Source organism: Streptomyces sp. IBSBF 3136 (assembly GCF_036815105.1).
In the GTDB taxonomy this organism is placed as follows: domain Bacteria; phylum Actinomycetota; class Actinomycetes; order Streptomycetales; family Streptomycetaceae; genus Streptomyces.
The window spans coordinates 13,675-29,777 of sequence record NZ_JAJSZC010000016.1 but is presented as its reverse complement, the minus strand read 5'-3'; the positions used below and the strand labels follow the sequence as shown (position 1 = coordinate 29,777).

General features: G+C 68.6%; 14 protein-coding genes, 2 pseudogenes and 1 riboswitch. Of the genes and pseudogenes, 5 read left to right on the top strand and 11 right to left on the bottom strand.

Translation table 11 applies throughout. The annotated features are described in order from the left end of the window. Window positions 1–30 precede the first annotated feature (30 nt). Window positions 31–3,060 (bottom strand): FG-GAP repeat domain-containing protein, encoded by a 3,030-nt coding sequence (locus V7E45_RS05775; RefSeq protein WP_333772980.1) that lies wholly within the window; start codon window positions 3,058–3,060, stop codon window positions 31–33. 747 nt (window positions 3,061–3,807) lie between these two features. After that, window positions 3,808–4,686, bottom strand: a complete 879-nt coding sequence (locus tag V7E45_RS05770; RefSeq protein WP_333772979.1) for an MBL fold metallo-hydrolase — start codon at window positions 4,684–4,686, stop codon at window positions 3,808–3,810. Between the two features lie 11 nt (window positions 4,687–4,697). After that, window positions 4,698–4,765, bottom strand: a riboswitch (guanidine-III (ykkC-III) riboswitch). 286 nt (window positions 4,766–5,051) lie between these two features. On the opposite strand from V7E45_RS05770, the pseudogene V7E45_RS05765 reads away from it, so the two are divergent. After that, a pseudogene (locus V7E45_RS05765) lies at window positions 5,052–5,388 on the top strand (IMP dehydrogenase); the annotation flags it as partial. A 21-nt stretch (window positions 5,389–5,409) separates the two neighbouring features. Here the strand turns inward: V7E45_RS05765 and V7E45_RS05760 are convergent. From V7E45_RS05760 to V7E45_RS05745, 3 genes are all read right to left on the bottom strand, one after another. After that, entirely contained in the window at window positions 5,410–5,958 is a 549-nt protein-coding gene (locus V7E45_RS05760; RefSeq protein ID WP_333772978.1) for a DUF4232 domain-containing protein, read from the bottom strand. A 732-nt stretch (window positions 5,959–6,690) separates the two neighbouring features. Beyond that, a complete protein-coding gene (locus tag V7E45_RS05750; RefSeq protein ID WP_333772977.1) occupies window positions 6,691–6,840 on the bottom strand; it encodes a hypothetical protein in 150 nt (49 codons plus the stop codon). Between the two features lie 45 nt (window positions 6,841–6,885). Continuing rightward, the gene (locus V7E45_RS05745; protein WP_333772976.1) at window positions 6,886–7,425 is read right to left on the bottom strand and encodes a 2'-5' RNA ligase family protein; all 540 of its coding nucleotides are present in this window, start codon (window positions 7,423–7,425) and stop codon (window positions 6,886–6,888) included. A 61-nt stretch (window positions 7,426–7,486) separates the two neighbouring features. On the opposite strand from V7E45_RS05745, the gene V7E45_RS05740 reads away from it, so the two are divergent. Beyond that, the gene (locus V7E45_RS05740; protein ID WP_333773004.1) at window positions 7,487–8,335 is read left to right on the top strand and encodes an IS5 family transposase; all 849 of its coding nucleotides are present in this window, start codon (window positions 7,487–7,489) and stop codon (window positions 8,333–8,335) included. On the opposite strand, the gene V7E45_RS05735 is transcribed toward V7E45_RS05740, so the two are convergent. The 3 genes from V7E45_RS05735 to V7E45_RS05725 all read right to left on the bottom strand — a co-directional run bounded on the left by V7E45_RS05735 (window position 8,332) and on the right by V7E45_RS05725 (window position 9,445). Then, window positions 8,332–8,493, bottom strand: a complete 162-nt coding sequence (locus tag V7E45_RS05735; protein WP_333772975.1) for a hypothetical protein — start codon at window positions 8,491–8,493, stop codon at window positions 8,332–8,334. The two genes, V7E45_RS05740 and V7E45_RS05735, sit on opposite strands and share 4 nt — an antisense overlap. 220 nt (window positions 8,494–8,713) lie before the next feature. Next, window positions 8,714–8,965 carry a hypothetical protein gene (locus V7E45_RS05730; RefSeq protein ID WP_333772974.1) on the bottom strand — a complete coding sequence of 84 codons (252 nt, stop codon included), beginning with the start codon at window positions 8,963–8,965 and terminating at the stop codon, window positions 8,714–8,716. A 288-nt stretch (window positions 8,966–9,253) separates the two neighbouring features. Next, window positions 9,254–9,445 (bottom strand): hypothetical protein, encoded by a 192-nt coding sequence (locus V7E45_RS05725; RefSeq protein ID WP_333772973.1) that lies wholly within the window; start codon window positions 9,443–9,445, stop codon window positions 9,254–9,256. A 209-nt stretch (window positions 9,446–9,654) separates the two neighbouring features. Here V7E45_RS05725 and V7E45_RS05720 point away from each other — a divergent pair, with 209 nt between their 5' ends. After that, window positions 9,655–10,092 carry a nucleotidyltransferase domain-containing protein gene (locus V7E45_RS05720; RefSeq protein WP_333772972.1) on the top strand — a complete coding sequence of 146 codons (438 nt, stop codon included), beginning with the start codon at window positions 9,655–9,657 and terminating at the stop codon, window positions 10,090–10,092. Window positions 10,093–10,200: 108 nt separating this feature from the next. Here V7E45_RS05720 and V7E45_RS05715 read toward each other — a convergent pair whose 3' ends face one another. After that, a complete protein-coding gene (locus V7E45_RS05715; protein WP_333772971.1) occupies window positions 10,201–10,386 on the bottom strand; it encodes a hypothetical protein in 186 nt (61 codons plus the stop codon). 1,234 nt (window positions 10,387–11,620) lie between these two features. On the opposite strand from V7E45_RS05715, the gene V7E45_RS05710 reads away from it, so the two are divergent. Then, the gene (locus V7E45_RS05710) at window positions 11,621–12,556 is read left to right on the top strand and encodes a DUF5996 family protein (protein ID WP_333772970.1); all 936 of its coding nucleotides are present in this window, start codon (window positions 11,621–11,623) and stop codon (window positions 12,554–12,556) included. A 34-nt stretch (window positions 12,557–12,590) separates the two neighbouring features. On the opposite strand, the pseudogene V7E45_RS05705 reads toward V7E45_RS05710, so the two are convergent. Next, window positions 12,591–12,827: pseudogene (locus V7E45_RS05705) on the bottom strand (VOC family protein); the annotation flags it as partial. A 227-nt stretch (window positions 12,828–13,054) separates the two neighbouring features. Then, a complete protein-coding gene (locus V7E45_RS05700) occupies window positions 13,055–13,951 on the bottom strand; it encodes a GNAT family N-acetyltransferase (protein WP_333772969.1) in 897 nt (298 codons plus the stop codon). Between the two features lie 501 nt (window positions 13,952–14,452). Here V7E45_RS05700 and V7E45_RS05695 point away from each other — a divergent pair. Further along, window positions 14,453–16,057: an amino acid permease gene (locus tag V7E45_RS05695; protein ID WP_333772968.1), complete on the top strand. Its 1,605-nt coding sequence runs from the start codon at window positions 14,453–14,455 to the stop codon at window positions 16,055–16,057. Window positions 16,058–16,103 lie beyond the last annotated feature (46 nt).

Sequence of the window (16,103 nt, the reverse complement as noted above, 5' to 3'; positions counted from 1 at the left end):
ATCTATCAAAGCGGGCCGCGTTTCAGATGGCTAGAAGATGCCCCTATAGCCTTGCCAGCCAGTCCCGATCTTCGTCCGGGACCCGAAGGACCCTGTGCCGGAGCCGGCGTTGAGGTACATGTTGCCCGAGGTGTCCCGCGCAACCAGATCGCTCTTGCCGTCCCCGGTGATGTCACCGATCCCGACCACTACGTTGTACGAGCCGCCCCAGTTGGAGAACAGCTTCACGCGCTCCTTCAACAGGCCGTTGCCCTGGCCGCTGTAGCGGTACAGGGTGCCCGCCTTGTCCTGGGCCAGGACATCGCCGATCCCGTCGCCGTCCAGGTCCCCGGCACCGACGACCTTCTTGTAACCCGTCCAGGCCGAGCGGATCTTCTTGGCGGCCGCCAGCGTGCCGTCGCTCTTCGCCTCGAAAAGGTATGCATCCCCGGTGGACGCCTTACGCGCCAGCAGATCGGGCCGGCCGTCGCCGGTCAGATCCCCTGGCGAGGTGAGCACGTTGTAGGCGTTCCAGCCGGTACCGAGCTTCTTGTACGGCGTCGATGCGCTGAGCGTCTGCCCGCACGGGACTCTGTAGCCGCGCAAGGAGCCATCGGCCATGCGGACCAGGACGTCATTGCAGCGGTCACTGTTCAGATCGCCGAACGGGACCGCCACCGCCTTGGTCGACCACCCTCCAGCCGGCCATTTCCGGGAGAAGGTGCCTTTTCCCGTGCCCTGCTGGAACGCGAAATCGCCCGAGGAGCTCAGGGTGAGCAGATCGCCGACCCCGTCGGGAAGCCCGTCCTCGCCCACGTGGTCGTGGCGAACCGGGCGACCGTCATGCAACTGGACCGTGCCCCGGACCTCCAGCGGCTGCCCGGCGCCGTCGGCGGGATCCACGGCCAACGTCCAGTCGTACGCGCCGTTTTGCAGTCGAGTCCGAAGGCCCTGTCTGTCGCGGCTCATGCCGGACCACCCGACGCTCAGCTCGCCCCGAGCGGCATTGCCGCTCGTCACGTCGACGATGCTCCCGGTCGCCTTGCTGCGTACGGTCAGGCGCCAGCCCGAAGCCGGCTTGGACAGCAGCAAGGTGGTCAGGGGGTCAGAGGACGTGTCGAGCTCCCGGGCTGTGACGGACGCGGCGTTCTCGGCCGGCGCCAGGAGCCGCAACGGCTGCTGGGAAACTCCCGACGGCACGAGGTGCACTCGTTCCTGGTCATCCACGTAGGCGGCGTTGCCGCCGGACTCGTCCACCGTCCAGCGGACGTCTCGCTGGGAGGCGCCCGTGTCGGGCAGGTCACCGACCACCTTGCTCACGGGCGTGCCGTCGGCGACCGTCGTCAGGACGAGCTTTCCGGCCTGCTTGTCGTGAGTCACGACGTACCCGTCCCCGAGCTCGGCTTCGTCGGCAGGGACGAGAACGGATTTGGCCGTCGTACGGTCGTAGACGCCGGCCCGTCCGTCGCACGTCCAGTACACCCAGCGCCCCAGCGCCTGCAGCTCGGTGGGTGTGCAGCCGGCGTCGGTCGTGACGGTCTCGGTCGTCTTCTTCGTCGACAGGTTGTACGCCGTGAGGGCGCCGGGAGTTCCGGCCGCAGTCCACAGGACGTCGCCGGAGAGGGCGGCGGCGGTCGGGGTGCGGGTGACAGCCGGGGCGCCGTCGTTGCCGATCTTGTAGACGTACTGGTGGGTCCGACCGGTGTAGATCAGGTAGCGGCCCGAGACAGCCGTGATCCGTCCGCCGTCGCTCACGCCCCGCTCCCAGAACCACGACTTCGACCCGAAGACGCTGATGTGGTCGGAATTCCCCGCGGAGCCGTGCTCCAGCCAGGCGATCTGTCCGTCGGGGGTGCCGTGGATCGCGGAGCAGGCGGTGTCGCTGTCCGCGCAGTGCGGCACGACCACGCTGGAGTCCAAGAAGGGGGATGCGTCGCTGAACTCAGGGGTGCCGGACGGGGAGACGGTACGTACGCGGCCGGTGCGGTGGCCGTTGGTTCCGTAGCTGGTGCCGTAGTCCGTGACGACCAGCCGCCCTTGGTCGAGCGAGAGACCCTGGATCCGGTAGGGCGGCTTCGGCAGCGCCTTGACCATGCTGACGACCGGCCTGCCATCGGCCGCAGCCTGGATGCGCTGGATGCCCCAGTCGTCGGTGCCCGTGCGGCCGATCTTGACCGCCGTCCCGTCAGAGCCGACCGCGAGGCCGTAGCTCGACGACGGCATCAGGGTGATCGCATCACCGCCGGTGATCGGCTGCGCCCGAACCTGCTTGGTGCCGTTCACCAGCCAGTCACCGACAACGGCCAGATCGTGGGCGACGTTCGTTCCGTCGCTGGTACCGGCCAGCGTGACCTCGGCCGGGGCCCCCGAGAGGTCGGCGCGCGGCAGCACCAAGACCTTGGCCTTGTCGTAGGCGACCACGATGACGTGGTCCGGCGAGACCAGCAGTCCGCTGTAGGCGGCGGGCAGCGGCTCGGTCCAGGTCTGCACCTGTCCGGTCTCACGGTTGACGGCCACCATGCGCGTCCCGCCGTCCAGCGCAGCGCGGAAGAAGACGCTCCGGGTGTCCGCACCGACCGGCATCAGCAGCTCGAGGTTTGCCGGCCCGCCGTTCACCGTCACGTTCCCGGTGGTGCCATCGGGTCCGGGGGTCAGCAGGTGCATCACGTGCGTGGTCGTGCCGTCCTCGACGGTGGTGTTCCGATAGGCGAGCACCAGGTTGTCGTAGGACGTCAGATAGCTGAGGCTGTCCGGCACGTGCGCGGTGCGGAGTGTGCCTTCTCGTGCATCCCAGAAGTCCACCCTCCCGTCGGCGTACTGGTAGGCGAGTACATCGGTGCCCGTAGCCCTCGGCAGCGTGCCGGTTCGGGGCGGTACGCGGACCGGTTCACCGCCTCCGAAGGGTGTCCACCACAGGTCGTTGCTGCCTTCGATCCGGTGAAAGACGCCCTGCGTCCCCACGCCGTCGTGACCGCCGTGCGTCGAAGGCGTCAGCAGTGAGGCTGTCATGTAGGAGTTGCGCAGTGTCGCCGGTACCACCGTCTCCTGCGGTGTGCCGGTCGCCGAGGCCGACGGAAGCATCGGGCTCAACCCCGCAGCGAGTGCCGCGGAGACGGCTACGACGACGGCTGCTCGTCTCGCGCGTGAATGGCTGAAGGTACGACGAACCAAGGTGATCCTCCCCGAGAACAAGGAAGGGATGCGCGCCGCCCAGTCGCTCCCGGCCGCAGCCGTCACACCCCCACAGAAGCCCGATGATCTTACATTTTTCGTTGGCTTTACCCGGGATGTTTTTCAGCCGTCGGGGCCGGGAGAGCCGCTATTCCGTCGGTCCTTCTCAGCGTGCCGACTTCCACAACCGTCCATTCGGCTGGTGGACAAAGTTCCGCCAGCGCACCATCGCCGGCCCGATCGAGCCCGGCCACAGGTACTTGGAAGGCGGTGTGGCTTCGGTGATCACAGCCATGCCGACCACCGGCCCGCCCTCGTGCGCAACGGACCGTCGCGCCTTCTCCAGGTGCCAAGCCGGGCGCGCCCTCCACCCGTATGCGCGCGACGTTCACTGACCGTCCGCCATCGGGCGCCCGGTTGCCGATGTCCCAGAGCGGCCGTAGTTGTCCCTGCCCGGAGAAGGCGGTCTGACGTGGCGAACCTGGTGATGCGCGGTCGCATCGGACCGCGCCACGGGGATGTCGCCGCGCGCATTCGGGCAGCGTGCCCGCGCGTGATTTCCCGCTGCCGTGTGGCCGGGCGCGCTTGGCGCCCCACTCGGATCGGGGACGGGCGCCGGCCCCGTCTCCATGACCGGCCCCGGGTCGGGCCAGTGGCTCAGTCGCCTGGGCAGATGATGAAGAGCGGGTAGGGGAGTCGGCGGGGGTGGTCGCCGATCTCGTTGAGCGCAGCGCGGATGTCGTGCAGGTGGCCGGTGGTCATCTGTAGCGGGGGTTCGTGGGGCTGGTAGGTGGTGCGGACCGGGTAGTCGATGCCTGGTTCGGTGGTCATCTCGATGTGGCAGCCCAGGACGTGGGTGACCTGCCTGTGTTCGCTGAACTCGATCAGGCGGTCGATGGTCTGGGCGTAGGCGGACCAGTCCTGGACGTAGAGCCGGCCGGGATAGACCGTGTCGCCGGTGAGCAGGAACCCGGTCCACGGGTCGTAGAACGTGACCGCTGCCTCGTGGTGCCCGGGGGTGGCCAGGCACTCGAGCACGCGGCCTCCCAGATCGACTCGCGCCACGGCGTCGGGGTCCTTATCAAATCCGAAGTGCCTCCAGGCCGCGGAGAGGTCTGCGTCGACCACCGTGGTCTGAGGGCGGTCGGCGAACTGGCGGTCGCCCGCGGTGTGATCGGCGTGGGCGTGAGTGTGCAGCACCAGCAGGTGGTAGTCCCGTCGGGGGTGGCGGGCGAGCCAGCCGTCGACGAGCTCGTCAACCACTCGGCGCAGGGGGAAGAACTCGGCGGACGCGGTGGCTCCGGTGTCGATCAGCACCGCCTGCGTGGTGCCGAACAGCAGGAACAGGAACGGTGCCTCGTAGTCGATCGCCATGTTCTGCCGCAGGATGACGGTGTGCTCGTCGTAGGCGTAGACCTGGATGTCCGGGTCGGTGTTGTGCTTGGACGACGGTGAGCCGTGGATCCAGCGGACGTCCAACTCGCGAAGCCGGCGAACCGGGCGGTCGAAATCCATGAAGGGTGTGCCTGCGGACATGACGTCTCCTGAGTGCGTCGTCTTGGCAGACCGGGTACGGCGCACATCTCGTCCGGGGCCGGCACTTGAGAGCCTCCGCCGCGAAGCTACCACGAGGTCGATCGAGGCCTCCGTCAGGTCACCCCACCCATGGCGGCAACACCGGCAATCGGCCGGTGAGCAACCGAAACGTCCCCGCAGCGCACCCCGGAGATGCCGTCCTGTTCCGCGGCCTTGGCCCGCCGGCCGGGGTACAGGACGGCGCCCCGTCGGAATCCGCGCTGGCGCGGGCGGGCGCCCGTCAGCGCCAGCGCGGTGGCCGAGGCAGTCCTGGGGGAGGGGGGCAAGGAGTACCTCGCCGACCCGATCCGCTCGCCCGAAGGGTCGGAGCCCTGACCGGCGGCGTCGGCGCGGACTCGGCCCTGGAGTGCGTCGGCACCGATGAGTCCACGCGGCAGGCCCCGCACTCGTCCCACCCGGCCAGCAACGTCGGCGTCCCGCACGAGGTGGCCGTCGACGGACGCGAGCTGTTCTTCTCCCAGGTCGGCCTGCGCGGCGGTCCGGCACCCGTCCGCCGCTTCCTGCCCGACCTGATCGACCGCGTCCTGCCCGGCCGGATTCAGCCGGGCAGGGTGTTCGACCTCCCCCTGCCCCTGGACCAGGTCGCCGAGGGCTACCGGGGCGATGGACGAGCGCCGCGCGGTCAAAGCCCTCCTGGAGCCCCGACCGCGCGGCCGCGGGGGGCTACTGTCCGACCGGGTTGAGGTAGGTGCCCGGGTGGGTGGCGCCGTCCTGCTTCAGGATCTGGCCGCCGAACGGCCACTTCAGAGTGAAGTGCTTTGTTTCGTTCGGCGGTGTGACCAGGAACGTTGCGGGGACGAACTTCTCCTTCTGCGACGTGGACCTGGCAACGGGGAGCAGGTTGATGCTGAAGTCCGTCGTGTCCCCCCGCCCCAGGGTGATCTTCGTGGGCCTCTTGGAGGAGCGCACCAGGGACCAGGTGCCGTCGGTCCGCTGGGCGCCGACCATGTCGACACCGGCAAAGCCGGACAGGGTGCAGGTGCGGTTGCTCTTGTTGGTGAACCAGATGAACGCCTGCGTCTGCTTCCCGGGCCGTCCCATCTCCGGCTTCGCGTCGTCCCCGGTGGCGAAACCGGCCTTCAGGTCGGCGGTGTGGCAACGCGTCGGCGCGGCCTTGGCGGTGGCGGTGGCGGCCGAGGCCGGGACGGCGGCGATGGCGGTGCCGGCGGCGACGATCGCCGCAAGGGCCACGGTGGTCATTTTGGTCTTCATGACGTGTTCGGTTCCCCTCGAATACGACTCGGTGCGCGAGGTCAGTGCGCACCCACGCACCTGTAGACGCTCGATGTCCGGCGGCGGTTCGTTGCGCGCCGAGCAACCTTTTCCGCCGCGTACGGTGGGGGCATGGCGCCGCCTCTGCCCCGAGCTGCTGGCACATCTGGCCTGGGTTCGCGTCTGCCGGCTTCTGTTCCGAACTCTGGTGAGAACTGATCTTCGATGTGCCGTCCCCTACTGTGCATCGTGCGGTGGCGCAGGATGCAGGCGGTCGTCATGTCGCGGGCGATGTGGGTGAGCCGTTCCTCGAGGGTGTCGTAGAGGCCCGCGGTCCGCGCCGAACAGTCGTCGGCCACATGGTCTGGGACCTGGAGCAGGTGGCCGCCGTGCGCCGCGACCACGCCCCCAGGCCGCCCTCGCACTCCTCGGCCATACCGCTCCAGCCCCGACCCCAGCCACGGGTGAGCCGATCCCCGAGCGTCGTGTGCTCGCCGACGGCACAGCAGGATCCGCTCTGCTCGACGAGAAACCGGGCGGTCAGCAGGTCCACGTCGTCTTCGCCCAGCGGCAGATCGAGAGAGCTGAGCAAGCTTCGAAGGGCCGCATCCCAAGAACGTGACGTGCATCAGGTGCGGTTTTCAGGACGTGCCTGGTTTGCGGGCAGGCCGGGGGCTGGGGTCGGATGCGCAGGAAGGTGCAGTGCTGGGTGGTCGGGTTCAGCACTGCGACTTACAGCGGGCTGCGGGCGGCGGCCTGGATGCGGGCGAGCCAGGTCTGGCTGAGTACCAGGATCGTCAGCTCTGCCGGCCACCGGGTGAGTGCTTCAGGGTCGGGGCACACCATCCCGGCGAGCCGGAACTCCCGGACCACCTTCTTCACTGGTCCGCTGCCCGTTGCGGTGGACCAGCCAGGCTCACGGCCCGCTCAGTCAAGGAGGGCGAACGACGCCCGCTCTTGCCACTTCGCGCCGTCATGCACCATGAGCTCAACTGACGAGACGCGCGACGTGAGGGGCAGCCTGCCGAGCAGGTCGGCCTCAATCTCATCCAGAACTGCATCGTCCTGGCCGTCAGCGACGGTCAGGTGGGGCACAATTTCGGCGAACTGGCCCCCATAGGGAGGGGCCTCGGGCCAACGGTCGGCGATCATCTCAGTGAGCCGCCGCAACTGCGTGTCTGGCTCAGGTGCGAGATACAGCACCGCTGGAAACCGCCCACAGCTCTCAAACCTCAGGTCAAAGGCATGATGACTGCCGAACGTGTCAGCGAGAGCCGAGCAGACACGTGCATCTATTCGGCTCTCGTCGAGGAACGGGAAGAGCACTGTGACATGCGCTGGCACTCCTGCTTGGGCTGACGGATCGAACCGCTCACGCCAGGCGCGGACGGCCGGCTCCGCATCCGGGATCCTGACGATGAGACCCGCCTGACCTGCCTGAAACCTACTCGTGCTGTCATCTGCCATGACACAGCATGCTGCCACCTTAGACCGTGTCCTACATGGTCAGTTGACGGTTGTGTTGGGCATGGGGAGTGGACGGTGGGGATGGATCGTTCCGGATGGCTTGTGGGAGTTGGCAAGGCCGTTGCTGCCGCCGGCGCGGGTGCGTCCGCAGGGTGGCGGGGTTGCGAACATCGATGATGAGGCGGTGTTTGCCGCGATCATTTACGTGCTGGTCAGCGGCTGCGCATGGCGGGCGTTGCCACCGTGGTTCGGAGCGTCGAAGTCGACCGTGCACCGCCGCTTCGCCATCTGGTCTCGCATCGGAGTATGGGGGCGGCTGCATCAGAAGGTTCTCCAGCTCCTGGATGAGCAGGACCTGGTCGACCTGTCTCGTGCGGTGGTCGATTCAAGCCACGTGAGGGCTAAAAAGGGGGGCGAATTTGCAGGTCCGAGCCCCGTGGACCGGGGTAAGCCCGGTTCCAAGATGCATGTCCTGTCCGACGCGAACGGACTGCCCCTGCGGGTCGGGCTCTCCGCGGCCCACATCCACGACAGCCTCGCCCTGAAGCCGATGCTGTCCCATTTCCACATGGGACACGAATCCCACGCGGCCGACTCGAAACCCGTCCGCCTCCATGCAGGCAAGGCGTACGACATCCCTCACCTGCGGCGATGGCTATGGGGCACACGCATCGGCGTCCGCATCGCCCGCAAGGGCATCGACTCCAGCGAGCGGCTCGGCCGACGCAGGTGGGTCATTGAACGCACCATGTCCTGGCTGACCGGCTACCGCCGTCTCAACCACCGTTACGAGCGGAGACCAGGCATCTACCTGGCCTTTCTCGGGCTGGCATCCGCCCTCTGCTGCTACAAGCGGTTCCTCAAACTGACCGAACGGGCGCAAGAAAGGCACGCCGCTGGCCATCTTTAGGCGGCGAGCAGGCCGGCGAGCACCAGAGCCGCCATCGCAGAGAAGACCCGCGGCTTCCTCCAACCCGCTCCCGAAGCCTGGCGGGTCAGCTCCCAGACCGTCACCAGACCGCCACCAAGGCCCAGCGCGCTCCGCAGCAGGAAAACGGTGGTGTGCACAGAGAGCCTCCAGGACCTTCGGACGGAGGGGGAAGGCTATCCCTGGTAGGGGTCCGTGGATGGCCAGCCCCAATTTGGGAGATCGCGTATGCGGAACCCGGCTGAGCTGGCAAAGCGCTGACCTGCGCGTTCCTGGGCTGCGCGCCGTGGTTCCCCGCTGTTCCCCGTCGGCCGCCGCCCTATCGGGCACGCATGGGGCACGGTGACTGGCTGCGTCCGGCTACGACGACAGAGGCGGCTTCCTGCGTCGGACGAATCGACGGCAGGCTACCCAGAGGTTGATCAAGAACAGCACTGATCCGGCGATGGGCCAGCCCACGGACCCACCATCGCGGTAGGTCTTGATACCGATCACCAGCAGCAGTGAACCGACCGCCACGCCCATCAGGTCGAGGAAGACGTCTGCCTGCCTCGCGATCTTCGAGTGGTTGACCACGGCTTGATCGTGACAGGTGAACGTGGTCGCCGCCAAGGGTCGGTCCTCCGGTTCCTCAACCCACCACTTGCCCCAGCCCCCATCCCATCCGCCGTCGACCCACACACCGTGGAGCGGGCGTGGTTCATGGCGTCCATGTGGAGCGCGCCACAGTACGAACGACATGGACGCCATGGGCCGCGTCTGCTCGGCTCTGCCTGGGTCGAGGGCGGACGGGATGGGAGATCCCGTGCACGCCCCTACGGACCCGCGGTCGCGTCCCCCTCCATCCCGGTGCCGGCCGATCCCCCGGCGGAAGCATCGTTCTGACCGTGGCCTGCCCGTTCACATCTCTGCCGAGGGCATCCGGGGCTGGGCTGTGGTCTGGTCGGTGGAAGGTTCCGAGATAGTGCAGCCCTGCCTCGTACGCCGTAGCGCGATCAGATCGCGGTCGACGTCGTCCACGATGAAGAACCGCTCCAGCTCCAGACGTGTGGGCTCCTCGACGAACTCCCCGTACGCCTTGTCGACGGTCACGCAATCCCCCACCGCCGTGGTCACGTAATTCCCCAGGCCGTGGGCCGTTGCATTGCATGACGTGGAGTGAGTCCGTGGGCTGGGCCTGCGCCATCGTGGCCTCTGCCGGCGCCGGTGGTGGCTGTCGCGGCCTCGGCCTGAGAAGCTGTCCGATCTCGGTGCCGGCTATTCGGGGAGGGACATTCGAGGTGCATCGCGACGATCAGTCAGTGAACCTTTCGACCGCACTGTCGCCGGAGCGGGTCGCTGAGATCAACGAGGTCATCGACCGGATCACACGCTGGGCGAGGGGCCGGGAAGACATTGTCGGCCTGCTCTTGGTGGGATCGTGCGCCCGCAACGCCGCGCGACCGGACTCCGACATCGACGTCGTCCTGCTCACCACGGACGAGTCCCGATACCTCCGTGAGGATGCCTGGGCCGTGGAACTCGGCCTGGGCGAACTGATCCGCACCCAGCGATGGGGACCGATCACGGAACGACGCTATTCCACGGCCTCCGGCCTGGAGGTCGAGCTGGGCATCGGTTCTCCGACCTGGGCAAAGACAGATCCCGTCGATCATGGGACGCATCGTGTCGTCACCGACGCTGCCCGGGTGTTGCACGACCCGGCAGGCATCCTTGCCGACCTTCTCGCCGCCTGCTGACTGACCGGCGGCGTGTCGGTGGGGCCCTTGGGCCGCTTGTTGGGCCGCCCCGTGCGGCGCCGCCCCGATACTGGCCTGGTGACCGGTACCGGGGCGGTGGGCGTCTTACTACTCGGCGAGGAAGACCACCGACTTGAACAGCCGCAAGGGCCCGGCCTCGCTACCTGCCGCCAGAGTCGTGCTCGTGCCGGCGCAGTCCGTCTCCAGGTAGAGCTGAGCGGTCTCGTCGGTGTTGTTCACGGGGCTGAAGGCGTTCTGGAGCGGATGCCCCACGATCTCGGGGATGTGAGCCACATGTCGGACACCGGGTCTATCCGTTCACTCCGCCGGTCTCGACCCGGGGGCGCACACAGGCGCTCAGGGGGCGCGGCGCACGGGAAGTGCTTGAAGAGCACGCGGCTGGGCCCTTCGCTTCCGTGCCCCACATCATGGGGGTAGGCAGCCTTCAGTCGGAATGCGCGTCCGTTGCGGACTGGCACCGCGGTCGCCGGTCCGGCCGGTGCGACCAGCAGGCCAGGTGTGCCTTGCTGGCCAGCCCTCCGCGCGAGCGCCCGAGACCCTCGTCAAGCCGGCGCTGATCCGGCGGCCTGCCCGGCAGGGGCCACGACCCGATGTCATCGTGCTCACCGTGCACCCGGCCCTGTCCGTCATGGGGCCCGATCCCGACCGCACCCATGTCGTCTCTGTTACGACTTGCTCCGGCTGCGGCCCGTGTGGGCAAGGGCGTCGGCTAGCTGGTCGCGGGTCATGATGGAGCAGCCCTCGATCCCGGCGGAGGTGGCCTTCGTGTACCGGTTTTACGTAGCCGCATGGCGGTCCGCCGAATCGGACGCAGATCCCGCAGGGGCCTGCGAGGCTCCGGAAGCGACGACCACCTGCGCCGGCTCGCTGCTCTCGCTGACGGCGACTCCCGGGTTGTCCGCTCCGGCGTCGAAGACGCATCATCAACCAGGATGAAGCCGTGCGAAAGCATGCCGCGAGGCTCCTCGCAGCCTTCTCGGACTTCACGGTGGCCTGACCTGCCTGACGCCGTCGGCCGCCTCGGCACCGACCAGCACCAGTGCGGGTTTGCACTGATTGGCAGAGCCGGCGGCACGCGTGCTCTGGGCCGATCGCCGGGCCGGATTCTGAGCATGGGAGTTGTCCCTCCGGGTCAGGTATCGCGCACAGTCACATGAGACTGAGCGCGATAGGTGGCGCTTGAGCACGTTAGTTGGCGGCCGGGCGCGAAAGTCGGCGCGTAGGTGAGCCGGGACACGGTAGGTGGAACCTGGTCACGCATGTTGGAACCAGGGCTCTTGGCTTCGGGGGAGCCGGGTGTCACTGGCGCCGGGTGGGATGCGCCCGTGACTGTCATGACGTGGCCCGCCAGGTTCCCGCCGTTGGCCGGACGACGGCGGGACCTGGGTGGCGGCCCGTGCGGTGGCTGGGCTGAACCGCTCCCTGGGCGGCGTGCGGGATGTCCCCTGCGGGGTCATGATGAGATAGCCCGGCCGCCGCGGGAGCGCTGGGCGGGAAGGGGCAGGCGATGGAGCTGTTCCCGCCGGCGCCGCTGCCGGAGTGGCGGGACACGAAGGAGACGCTGCACCGCTTCGCGCAGATTGTCGGCAAGATTCGCTTGGCCGCGAGCTCCCGGCGCAACCACTGGTGGAACGTCCCGTTCCATGTCACTGGGCGCGGCATCACCACCCGTCCGATGGGTCAGGTCGACGGGAATCCGGTCTTCACGGTCGACTTCGACTTCGTCGACCACCGGCTCGTCGTCATGACGCTGGACGGCGAAGAGCGGTCCTTTCCGCTTCCGGGCCAGTCCGTCGCGTCCTTCTACGACCAGATCTTGGCCGCTCTGGCCGCGCTGGGCATCCGGGTGAGCATCGCTATTCCCAGGCCCTTCGATCTACCCGACGCCGACCGGCCGTTCGCCGAGGACACCGAGCATGCGACCTACGACCCGGTGGCGGCAAACCGCTATTGGCGGGTGCTGAGCCAGGTGGCGTCCGTGCTGGAGGAGTTCGCGGCGGGCTTCTCGGGAAAGGCCAGCCCGGTGCACCACTTCTGGCACACCTTCGACATCGCCCACAGCCGGTTCTCCGGGCGCCGGGTCGACCAGCCCCGGCAGGCGGACCCCGTCACCCGGGAGGCGTACTCCTCGGAGGTGATCAGCTTCGGCTTCTGGTTCGGCGACGACACCTTTGCCGAGCCCGCGTTCTACTCGTACACCGCCCCCGAGCCCGCCGGTCTGACCGAAGCGCCGCTGAGCCCGGCGTCCGCGCAGTGGGTCGCGCGCGGCGACAGCCACCTGGCCGTGCTGCGCTACGACGCGGCCCGCGCCGAGGCCGATCCACGTGCGGCCGTGCTCGCCTTCTACGAAAGCGCCTACCAGGCCGGGGCCGGACGCGCCGGATGGGACATCGCGGCGCTTGCGTGCCCCGGCGGAATCACGGATCCGGTCCGTCGCTTCTGACGAATTCGGTCAGCGGTGCAGCGCGGTGCAGTGGTCAGGCTTCGGTATCGGTGCGCGCCAGGACGCCCTTGAGCAGGCCCGTGGACTGGCCGTCCTCGATGAGGTAGCCATCCGGGTCGCGCATGTAGCAGCGCAGGTCGGCGCGGCGGCCCATAGGCGGGGTGAGGAACTCGGCTCCCTTGGCGCGGGCTGCCGCGCAGAAGCCGTGGATGTCCGCCACCCGCACGTTCAGGAAGCTGGAGGCGGTGTAGCGGTCCTCCGGCGGGCGCAGTGGTCATGCCGCCGGCCCGTACCGCCCTACCGCCGCAGCACCTGCCTCGACCCCTACCTGCACCTCAAACTCAACGACACCGCCCTTGGACACCACGAACATCGCGAGGAGATCATCCCGCTCCGCATCAAGGGCCCCTCCGACAAGCCGCTGCGCGTACCAGGAGGAACGACCTTCAAGTTTGACGTCCCCGCTCCCTGACGACCGGCAGGGTGTGTCTGCCTCGATCACGATCCGCCCCCGAATTCTGGCGCGCCGTAGGAGAATTTGTATCCGGCGAAGTCGGCGACATGGACGTACCCAAGGCGCTGGTAGAGGGCGTTACTCGTTGGGTTGTCCGGGTCCGTGAACAGGACAACGTCCCTCGCCCCCGCGGCCAGCGCGGCCCTGCTCACCTCGACCGTCACGGCCCCCGCGTAGCCGCGGCCGCGGAGGTGGGCAGGGGTGTAGACGGGGTCAACCCGGACCATGCCGCCGACGACCGAGGTCGCGGCCGCCATCGAGACGGGGGTGCCCTCCGGGGTTTCCCAGAACGTGAAGTGCCTGTCGCCGAAACGCGAGTTCTCCCACGAGCCGGCGTCGATCAAGTCGATGGAGGACTGCTCCCCAACGTCGACACAGAACTCACGGCACCAGCGCACGACTTGCTGACGGTCCTTTCCGCCCGTGAAGCGCCCCTGGCCTTCCGGGCGTGGCTCGGTTTGGGTGAGCGCGCCGAGACGGTACAGATGGGTGCGCCAGTAAGGTGCTGGCGCCGCGCCCGTGTGCTGCTGCCACGACTCGGCGAAAGCGCCAGCGGTGTCATGGTCCGCGATGACGTTGGCGGGTGAGTGGCCGAGGCCGGCAAGGAGTGCAGAGAGGGCGTCGGTCTGCTCGACGGAGAGGGGCGTGAGGCCCAGGCGTCCGCGGGGGGTGAGATAGAAGATCGCGCGGACCTCGCCATGTGCCTCCAGTCGGCCGAAAACGGCGGCTTCGGCGTCGGGGTCGGCCGCCCTACGTATCCGCAGCTTCTCGGTGTCCGTCAGCGGCGTGTTGTGCAGGGCGGCGCGCGAGCACAGGAAGTCTCCCGCTCGGGCGAGGAAGTCATCGACGTCCTGGGTGAGGTGCCAGTCATTCGGGAGCATGCTTCATGATCCCGGATCACCTCGACTCGGGTGCGGCATGCTCAATACCCTTGCTAAACACCTTCAACCACGCTTCAACCACGTGACTGACTGCTCCAGTACCAGTCAGCGGTGACAACGGTTGAGCCCACCAACGTAGCCGACACGAGGCCACAACCGGACCACGCTCACTCGGAACCCGGCCCGTACGACCATGCCACCGGGTGAGCCGGGCCGCCTCTGCGATGCGGCGGCGAGGCCGGCCGCTGAGGGCCGGCCCCGGCTCCGGCCCCGCCGAGAGCGTGGAGTGGCAGCGGACGCACCAGCGGCACAGGGGGCAGCAGTCATGCCGGGCCCGGGGGCAGCCGCCCTCTTACGGGACCGCGAAGACCATGGCGGGGCGCTCTCGTCGCTGCGGATACACGAAGTTAACTTGCCCGACCCGGGCGTGAGACCGGTCCGGCCGACGATCGCCATACCTGTCAGGTGACAGGTATCCGTCGATCGATCGGAGGTGCGGTGATGAGCCGGCCCCAACTCCCCCCAGGGCAGAGTCAGCACGGCGGCGCCACAACCAGGACCGCTCCCCTCGGCTATCAGCAGGAACTCCGGCGCGGAGTGGGCGGCTTCGCGTCCTTCGCCGCGGGCTTCTCCTTCGTGTCGATCCTCACCACCGTCTTCCAGTTGTTCGGGCTCGGCTTCGGCCTCGGCGGCGCGTCGTTCTTCTGGACGTGGCCGCTGGTCTTCGCGGGCCAGTTGCTGGTCGCGCTCTGCTTCGCCGAACTTGCGGCGCGCTGGCCCATATCGGGGGCGATCTATCAGTGGTCGAGCCGGCTGGCCGGTACCACGGCGGGCTGGTTCGTCGGCTGGATCATGATCATCGGGCAGATCCTCACCGTCGCGGCGGCCGCGATCGCCGCTCAGGCGGTCCTGCCGGGCATCTGGTCGGGCTTCCAGATCGCCGGGGGACCGGGCGCCGATCCCTCGGTCGGCTCGGCGACCGGCGCGCGCAACGCGGTCCTGCTGGGCTGCCTGCTGCTGGTGGTCACCACGGCGGTGAACATCCTGGGTATCCGCCACATGGCCGCCGCCACCAGCTTCGGCGTCACGGTCGAGATCATCGGCGTGATCGCGCTCGTCCTGGTGCTGTTCTTCCTGCCCGAGCGGGGGCCACAGGTGGTACTCCACCACACCGGCTCGGCCGGACAGAGCGGTTATGCCGGAGCCTTTCTCGCCTCCTCACTTATGGCGGCGTACGTCATGGTCGGCTTCGACTCGGCGGGCGAGCTGGCGGAGGAGACCCACAGCCCGCGCCGCACCGTTCCCCGGACCATCCTGCGGGCGCTGATCACCTCGGGAGTCGGCGGGGCCCTGCTGATCCTGTCGGGGCTGATGGCGGCGGGCAGCCTGACCGACGGCAAGCTGGCCGCTGGCGGACTGTCCTGGGTGCTCACCGACCGGCTCGGCGGGGTCGTGGGCCGGCTGCTGCTGTGCTGTGTGGCGGTCGCGGTGTTCGCCTGCACGCTGGCGGTGCAGACCTCCGGGGCGCGGATGATGTACTCCATGGCGCGCGAGGGCGCCCTGCCCTTCCACCGGCACCTTGCGAAGGTCTCGGCCCGCACCGGCACACCGGTCACCACGTCGATCGTGGTGGGCGCCGGGGCCGCCGCCGTGCTCCTCGTGAACATCCACCAGTCGGCGATCTTCACCGCGCTCTCGAGCCTCTGCATCGCTCTGCTGTACCTGGCCTACCTGGGTGTGACTGTGCCGCTGTTGGTCAGCCGACTGCGGCGGCGGGCCGCCGGGGGGCTCCCAGCGGGTGTCGACGAGACCGGGCGGCCCCTTTTCTCGCTGGGCCGGTGGGCAGTGGCGGTCAACGCGGTCGCGGTGCTCTACCAGGCCGGCATGACGGTCAATCTCATCTGGCCGCGTGCGGAGATCTACGACCTCACCGGCGGCACCTGGTGGCTGCGCTGGAGCGCCCTGCTGTTCATCGGGCTCAGCCTCGCCGTCGGTGCCGGCTACTTCCTGGGCCGCCGGCTGCACCGCCGTATCGAGCTGCGGCACGTGCCGCACACGCACACAGAGCCGCCCCGCGAGGCCGCAGCCGTCGCCGAGCCCGCCTGAGGGCCCAGCCCGCCCGAGGGCCCGGCGACGCGAGCAGCGACACCGC

What these genes read in the sequence shown, in the direction of transcription:
- V7E45_RS05745 (WP_333772976.1), bottom strand. Translation starts at nt 7,425, where the DNA reads ATGGCAGATGACAGCACGAGTAGGTTTCAGGCAGGTCAGGCGGGTCTC.
- V7E45_RS05775 (WP_333772980.1), bottom strand. Translation starts at nt 3,060, where the DNA reads ATGCTTCCGTCGGCCTCGGCGACCGGCACACCGCAGGAGACGGTGGTA.
- V7E45_RS05700 (WP_333772969.1), bottom strand. Translation starts at nt 13,951, where the DNA reads ATGCTCCCGAATGACTGGCACCTCACCCAGGACGTCGATGACTTCCTC.
- V7E45_RS05710 (WP_333772970.1), top strand. Translation starts at nt 11,621, where the DNA reads ATGGAGCTGTTCCCGCCGGCGCCGCTGCCGGAGTGGCGGGACACGAAG.
- V7E45_RS05695 (WP_333772968.1), top strand. Translation starts at nt 14,453, where the DNA reads ATGAGCCGGCCCCAACTCCCCCCAGGGCAGAGTCAGCACGGCGGCGCC.
- V7E45_RS05740 (WP_333773004.1), top strand. Translation starts at nt 7,487, where the DNA reads ATGGGGAGTGGACGGTGGGGATGGATCGTTCCGGATGGCTTGTGGGAG.
- V7E45_RS05770 (WP_333772979.1), bottom strand. Translation starts at nt 4,686, where the DNA reads ATGTCCGCAGGCACACCCTTCATGGATTTCGACCGCCCGGTTCGCCGG.
- V7E45_RS05760 (WP_333772978.1), bottom strand. Translation starts at nt 5,958, where the DNA reads ATGAAGACCAAAATGACCACCGTGGCCCTTGCGGCGATCGTCGCCGCC.